Raw genomic sequence first — 6,535 nt, 5'->3', positions numbered from 1 at the left:
CGTCAGCTCCTACAGATTCAGTCCAGCGTTCAAAGTTTTCCGATGCAGTAGCGCTGCCCCTGCCTGAGTGGGGCTTCGCGGTCGCTGACCTTGCCCAAGGTTGCGATCAGTCTTTGTCCTCCCGAGAGGATTGCCGGTGGCCAAGAAAGCCGCATCCTTCGCCGCCCTGGGCGGCCTGGTATTTTCCACCGACGCAGGTCGTCATTGCCCGGAATGCAGTAAGCCGGTGGACGCCTGTATCTGCAAACAAACCGTGATTCCGGCCGGTGACGGCATTGCCCGCGTGCGTCGCGAAAGCAAGGGCCGTGGCGGCAAGACGGTGACCACCATCACCGGCGTGCCTCTTGCCGAAGACGCGCTCAAGGAGCTGGCGACGACGTTGAAGAAACGTTGTGGCACCGGCGGGGCGTTGAAGGACGGCATCATCGAAATCCAGGGCGATCACGTCGAGCTACTCTTGGCAGAGCTGATCAAACACGGTTTCAAAGCGAAGAAATCCGGCGGCTAGCAGCCTCTGTGAAACCCTCCGGCGGCTTGATCCGGCTTCGAGTGTTCTCGGATCCGGCGTCGTCGCCATGGTTTTCACAGAGCCTGTTCATGACCGGTTTCTAAACTCCACGCAGTCAGTGCGGTCTACCGCCGCACTGACGAACCGTCATTTTCATTCTTTAGACTGCGCCGGCCTGCACTTCAGGCGACGCACTCTGACTTCTTTATAGGGGACTTCGATGTCCGTACGACGCACACGTAAAGACGATGGCAGCCAATGGACAGTTGCGGACAGCCGCAGCGTTTACGGGATTCGCCATTGGGGGGCCGGGTATTTCGCGATCAATGAAGCCGGTCGCGTCGAAGTACGTCCGAACGGCCCGAGCAGCTCGCCTATCGACCTGTTCGAGCAAGTCGACCAACTGCGCAAGAGCGGTTTGTCCTTGCCGCTGCTGGTGCGGTTCCCCGACATCCTGCAAGACCGTGTCCGTCAGTTGACCGGCGCTTTCGATTCCAACATCGAGCGCCTGGAATACCAGAGCAAATACACCGCGCTGTACCCGATCAAGGTCAACCAGCAGGAAGCGGTGATCGAGAACATTATCGCCACCCAGAACGTCTCCATCGGTCTGGAAGCCGGCTCCAAGCCTGAGCTGCTGGCCGTGCTGGCGCTGGCGCCGAAGGGCGGCACCATCGTCTGCAACGGTTACAAGGACCGCGAGTTCATCCGTCTGGCGCTGATGGGCCAGAAGCTCGGCCACAACGTGTTCATCGTCATCGAGAAAGAATCCGAAGTCGGCCTGGTGATCGAAGAAGCCGCCTCGCTGAAGGTCAAGCCGCAGGTGGGGCTGCGCGTGCGCCTGTCGTCGCTGGCCTCGTCGAAATGGGCGGACACCGGTGGCGAGAAATCCAAATTCGGTCTGTCGGCGGCGCAACTGCTGTCGGTGGTCGAGCGCTTCCGTGGCGCCGGCCTGGATCAGGGCATCCGCCTGCTGCACTTCCACATGGGTTCGCAGATTGCCAACCTCGCTGACTATCAGCACGGCTTCAAGGAAGCGATCCGTTATTACGGCGAATTGCGCAACCTCGGTCTGCCGGTCGATCACATCGACGTCGGCGGCGGCCTCGGTGTCGACTACGACGGCACGCATTCGCGCAACGCCAGTTCGATCAACTACGACATGGACGATTACGCCGGCGTCGTGGTCGGCATGCTCAAGGAATTCTGCGACGCGCAGAGCCTGCCGCATCCGCACATCTTCTCCGAGAGTGGTCGTTCGCTGACCGCGCACCACGCGATGCTGGTGGTGCAGGTCACCGACGTCGAGAAACACAACGACGAAATCCCGCTGATCGAGAACAAGGAAAGCCTGCCGGAAACCGTGCAGTGGCTGGTCGATCTGCTCGGCCCGACCGACATCGAAATGGTCACCGAAACCTACTGGCGCGCCACCCACTACATGAGCGACGTCGCCGCGCAGTACGCCGACGGCAAGCTGACACTGGCGGAAAAAGCCCTGGCCGAGCAATGCTACTTCGCCGTGTGCCGTCGCCTGCACAACTCGCTGAAGGCGCGTCAGCGTTCGCACCGCCAGGTGCTCGACGAACTCAACGACAAGCTGGCCGACAAGTACATCTGCAACTTCTCGGTGTTCCAGAGCCTGCCGGACACCTGGGCGATCGATCAGGTGCTGCCGATCATCCCGCTGCATCGCCTCGACGAAGAGCCGCTGCGCCGTGCGGTGCTGCAGGATCTGACCTGCGACTCCGACGGCAAGATCAACCAGTACGTCGACGAGCAGAGCATCGAAACCAGCCTGCCGGTGCACGCGTTGAATGAAGGCGAAGATTACCTGCTGGGCGTGTTCCTGGTCGGCGCCTATCAGGAAATCCTCGGTGACATGCACAACCTGTTCGGTGACACCGACTCGGTGAACATCTACCAGAACGCCGACGGCAGCGTGTACCACGCCGGTATCGAGACCCACGACACCATCGAAGACATGCTGCGTTACGTGCACTTGTCGCCGGAAGAACTGATGACTCACTACCGCGACAAGTGCGCCAGTGCCCGCATCAGTGCCAGCGAGCGCACGCAGTTCCTCGATGCCTTGCGTCTGGGCCTGACCCGCTCTTCCTATCTGTCTTCCTGAGACCCGATAGCGTTCCGCCCGGGTTGTCCGATTTTTTTCCGCAAGCTGTGGAAAATTCGGACAACCCGGTGGGACATCTCCTGATTTTTTCCAGAAAACCTGTGCTATCACGGTCAGCAAACTCATCTGGTCTGCTTTTCGCGTAGGTCATTTCCTAAGTTGTACTTCGCCTCTCTACTCGGCCATGCCTCTCGGCGAGAATCCCCGGCCGCCCCTCCTGTAGAGATCCGCCCATGTTCGATCCAGTCAACGAGCCGTCGTTTCGTCTCGATGTAGCGGGCCTGTCCGACCCCTTCGAAGTTCTCGCCTTTACCGGAAGGGAAGCGCTCAGCGAACCCTTCGCCTTCGAGATCGATGTGGTGATCGACGATCCGCATCTGGATCTCGCCGGCCTGCTGCACCGTTCCGCGTTCCTGTGTTTCGGCGCGCCCGACCAGGGTGTGCACGGGCAATTGCACAGCCTTGTCCAGCACGAGCACGGCCATGGCTTGCGTTTGTGCCGAGTACGTCTCGGGCCGAGGCTCGACTGCCTCGACCTGCGTTTGAGCCAGCGCATCTTCAGCGGCCGCTGCGTGCCGCAGATCATCGAACAGGTGCTGCGCGAACATGGCATCGTCGGCCTGCAACGACGTTACGAGTTGCACAGCGACTACCCGGCCCGCACCTTCTGCACGCAATACCGCGAATCCGATCTGCAACTGCTTCAGCGTCTGTGCGCAGAGGCGCGCATTCACTACTACTTCGAACATCACCGCGACAGGCACTGCCTGGTGTTCGGCGACGATCCGACGCGGATGCCCCATGCAGACGTCGCGCACTATCAGGGCGAGCATGACCAGCATGGCGTCGCTCCAGCCGTCCGCCAATGGCGACTGCGCGAAGACTCGCAGGCCAGCCAGCGAGGACCCGATTCCGAAGGCCACAGCGATCTGCCGGCCTTGCGCAGTGGTCAGTGGTTGCCGCTGGACGGCCATCCTTTCCTCGAATGCAACCGCCCATGGCTGCTGACCCGCATCGAGCATCGGGCCGATCAGTCTCTCGAATCGCCCTATTGCAATCGCCTGTTCGCGGCCGCGCGGGTACCCGTCTGTGTGCCCGCTGCTGCGAAGTCCAAGCAGCGCATGCACAGCTTGCAGCGTGCCTGGGTGGTCAGCGTCGATGAGCCGCAGCCGGATCGCGCGCGGCCGGTCGCGGTGCAATTCGACTGGCTGTATCAGGGCGAAGGCGCAGCGCCGAGCCATTGCTGGCTGCCCCTCGCGCCTGACCTGAACGAGCTGCCCTCGGCGGCACTCGCCGATGGCGTGGAAGTGGTGGTGAGTTTTCTAGAGGGCGATCCCGATCAGCCGGTGGTCAGTGGCGTGCTCCAGCCCTCGGTGTTGCCAGAGGCTGCGGTCGAGGACGATGAACCGGTATCGCTCCCCGAACTGCTGGTGAGCGATGGGTTGCAGCAATCGTTGCAGTCTGGCGAGCCGTTGCTGTTGCTGTGCCTGATGCCGGGCGGTGGCAGCTTCAACCACTGCGCCGAGTCCGTATGCAGTTGCCGGCTGCTCACCGCGCTCGATCAGAGCAGCGCACGATGAGCGGCGCGGCGCTTGAGCCCATGGCGCAATGGCTGTTGCTCGACACCCCGGACGCGGCACGCGCCTTGCTGACCTTGCGCCAGGGCTTTGCCGATGTGCAGCGGCACCGGTTGTTCGACGGCACCGAATTTCAGCCGGTCAGTGAGCACGGTCCGGTTCTCGTCGATTTGCGCGAGAGCCCGGCATTGACCGCCCTGTGCCTGCGCGACCCGGACACCTGGCGCGGCCTGTTACTGAGCTGCGAGATACCGGCGCAGCAGCTGCTCAGCCACTTGCAGCGCATGCTTACCGTCTCGTTCGGTTTGAATCATCGGGCCTTGCTCAGCTATTACAACCGCCAGACCGCCAGTTATTTCTTCGACGCCTGTGACGCCACGCAGTTGAGTCGCTGGCTCGGGCCGATCCGCCAGTTGCGCTGGTTTGGCGGCACCTGGGCGGACCGCGCCATCGGCAGTCAGGGCTGGCAACAGCTGCGCAATCCCGGCCTGCTCGTCGAACCTTTGGGCATCGAAGAAAGCCTGACCCGGCGCCAGCGCGAACGCCTGCAAACCTGTCTGCTGGAGCAGCACATCTGGCGCTGGTGCCAGTCTCTGAGCGCTGACTACCAGACGATTGCTGTGCATGTGCAACAAGGCCTGGCGCTGGGTTTTACTGACCGTGCCGTGCTCGACGGCTGGCTATGGCTGCGCCTGCTCAATCCGCGCGCCGTGCTGGTCGTGCCGCCGGCCGGACTGACCCAGCCGGAACGGCTCGACTTTCTGCGTCGGCAGTGGGGCGCGGCGGACTGACTTTTCTGGTCAGTGAGCCTTGCCGCTGAACCAGCCATCGCTGCGCTTGAGCCACAAGGCTTGCGCGCCAAGGGTCACGCTGCGCAAGACCATGAACAGTAGAAAAGATATCCACAGGCCGTGATTGCCCAGCGCTTGCAAGAACCAGGCGAATGGCAGGAGCAACAACACCGTCAGCAGCATGCCATTACGCATTTCCCGCGCACGGGTGGCGCCGATGAACAGGCCGTCGAGCAGGTAACTCCACACCGCAATCAGCGGCAGCACGGCGAGGTAGGGCAGATAGATGAACGCCGTGTCGCGCACGCTCTGAATGTCGGTCTGCATCTCGATGAACAGGTGCCCGGCGAGCAGAAACAGCACAGCGAACCCGAGGCTGGCGATCAGCGACCAGCCGCCGGCCACCACCAGCGATCGACGCAAGGCCAGGCGATCCCGGGCGCCAATGGCATGGCCGCACAAGGCTTCGACTGCGTGGGCCAGTCCGTCCAGTGCATGGGCTGTCAGCAGCAAGCCGTTGAGCAGCAGCGCGTTGGCCGCTACGGTCGCATCGCCGAGCCGCGCGCCTTGCACGGTGATCAGGAAAAACACCGATTGCAGGGCGAGGCTGCGGATGAAAATGTCACGGTTGACCGCCAGCAGCGGGCGCCAGCTCTGCCAGACTTTCAGCGCCGACCAGATGATCTGCCCCGGATAGGCGCGCAACGCCGTGCGCGTCAGCCACAGGCCGAGCAGGGCGCCGCTCCATTCGGCGATTACCGAAGCGCGCGCTGAGCCGACCACGCCCCAGTCCAGGCCGATGACAAACCACAGATTGAGGACGATGTTGATCAGGTTGGTGCTCAGCAGAATCGCCAGCGGCGCCCGCGCGTTCTGCGTGCCGAGGAACCAGCCGACCAGTGCGTACGTCGCCAGCGCTGCGGGCAAGCCAAACAGACGCGTGTGGAAAAACTCCCGGGTCAGCTGATCCAGTTCAGCCGACGGTTGCATGAAGTGCAGGGCAACGCCGCTGAGCGGCACGCCAAGAGTGCCGAGCACGACGGCCAGCCCCATCGCCAGCAGCAGGCCCTGCAAGAGAATCTGCCGCAACGCCGCGCCATCGCTGCGCCCGGCAGCCTGGGCGGCAAATCCGGTGGTGCCCATGCGCAGAAAACCCATCGCCCAGGCGAGAAACGTGTACAGACTGGCGCCGACCGCCACCGCGCCAAGTTGATGGGCATGCGGCAGGTGGCCGATGACAGTGCTGTCGACCAGCGCCACCAGCGGCACGGAGATGTTGGAAAGAATCATCGGCGCGGCGAGCGCCCAGACCTTGCGGTGAGTCGGGCGGTCGCGCCAGTCGGTAATCAGAGAGGACATGCAGGCTCCTTGGGGGAGCGGGGATTGTAGCGGCAGAAACACCCTCACCCCAGCCCTCTCCCAGAGGGAGAGGGGGCCGATCTTCGTCGCTCTCAAGCGTGAGTTCGACGCGATATTCCAGGTCGGTGGAGAATTTCAAAGCCCCTCACCCCAGCCTCTCCCTCTG

Annotated in this window: 5 protein-coding genes; 4 read left to right on the top strand and 1 reads right to left on the bottom strand. The window is 62.8% G+C overall.

From position 1 onward, the window contains the following. Positions 1-136: 136 nt before the first annotated feature. The 4 genes from F8N49_RS24000 to F8N49_RS23985 all read left to right on the top strand — a co-directional run bounded on the left by F8N49_RS24000 (position 137) and on the right by F8N49_RS23985 (position 5,010). A complete protein-coding gene (locus F8N49_RS24000) occupies positions 137-508 on the top strand; it encodes a translation initiation factor Sui1 (RefSeq protein ID WP_007914613.1) in 372 nt (123 codons plus the stop codon). A 220-nt stretch (positions 509-728) separates the two neighbouring features. Continuing rightward, on the top strand, positions 729-2,642 hold the full coding sequence (gene speA, locus F8N49_RS23995) for an arginine decarboxylase (protein WP_016771856.1): 1,914 nt from the start codon (positions 729-731) through the stop codon (positions 2,640-2,642). Positions 2,643-2,875: 233 nt separating this feature from the next. Beyond that, a complete protein-coding gene (locus F8N49_RS23990; protein ID WP_151552857.1) occupies positions 2,876-4,222 on the top strand; it encodes a type VI secretion system Vgr family protein in 1,347 nt (448 codons plus the stop codon). Next, positions 4,219-5,010: a DUF4123 domain-containing protein gene (locus tag F8N49_RS23985; protein ID WP_110644944.1), complete on the top strand. Its 792-nt coding sequence runs from the start codon at positions 4,219-4,221 to the stop codon at positions 5,008-5,010. The genes F8N49_RS23990 and F8N49_RS23985 overlap by 4 nt, the downstream gene beginning before the upstream one ends. Before the next feature lie 9 nt (positions 5,011-5,019). Here the strand turns inward: F8N49_RS23985 and F8N49_RS23980 are convergent, their stop codons facing one another. After that, positions 5,020-6,369, bottom strand: coding sequence for an MATE family efflux transporter (locus F8N49_RS23980; RefSeq protein WP_151552856.1), 1,350 nt, complete (start codon positions 6,367-6,369; stop codon positions 5,020-5,022). Positions 6,370-6,535: the final 166 nt, after the last annotated feature.

Source organism: Pseudomonas sp. GXM4 (genome assembly GCF_008923895.1).
Lineage (GTDB): Bacteria > Pseudomonadota > Gammaproteobacteria > Pseudomonadales > Pseudomonadaceae > Aquipseudomonas > Aquipseudomonas atacamensis.
Note: the sequence above shows the minus strand (reverse complement) of the source record. Positions and strands in the feature narration are given on the sequence as shown.

Coding starts and splice junctions, on each gene's coding strand:
- speA (WP_016771856.1), top strand. CDS start 729: ATGTCCGTACGACGCACACGTAAAGACGATGGCAGCCAATGGACAGTT.
- F8N49_RS23985 (WP_110644944.1), top strand. CDS start 4,219: ATGAGCGGCGCGGCGCTTGAGCCCATGGCGCAATGGCTGTTGCTCGAC.
- F8N49_RS23990 (WP_151552857.1), top strand. CDS start 2,876: ATGTTCGATCCAGTCAACGAGCCGTCGTTTCGTCTCGATGTAGCGGGC.
- F8N49_RS23980 (WP_151552856.1), bottom strand. CDS start 6,369: ATGTCCTCTCTGATTACCGACTGGCGCGACCGCCCGACTCACCGCAAG.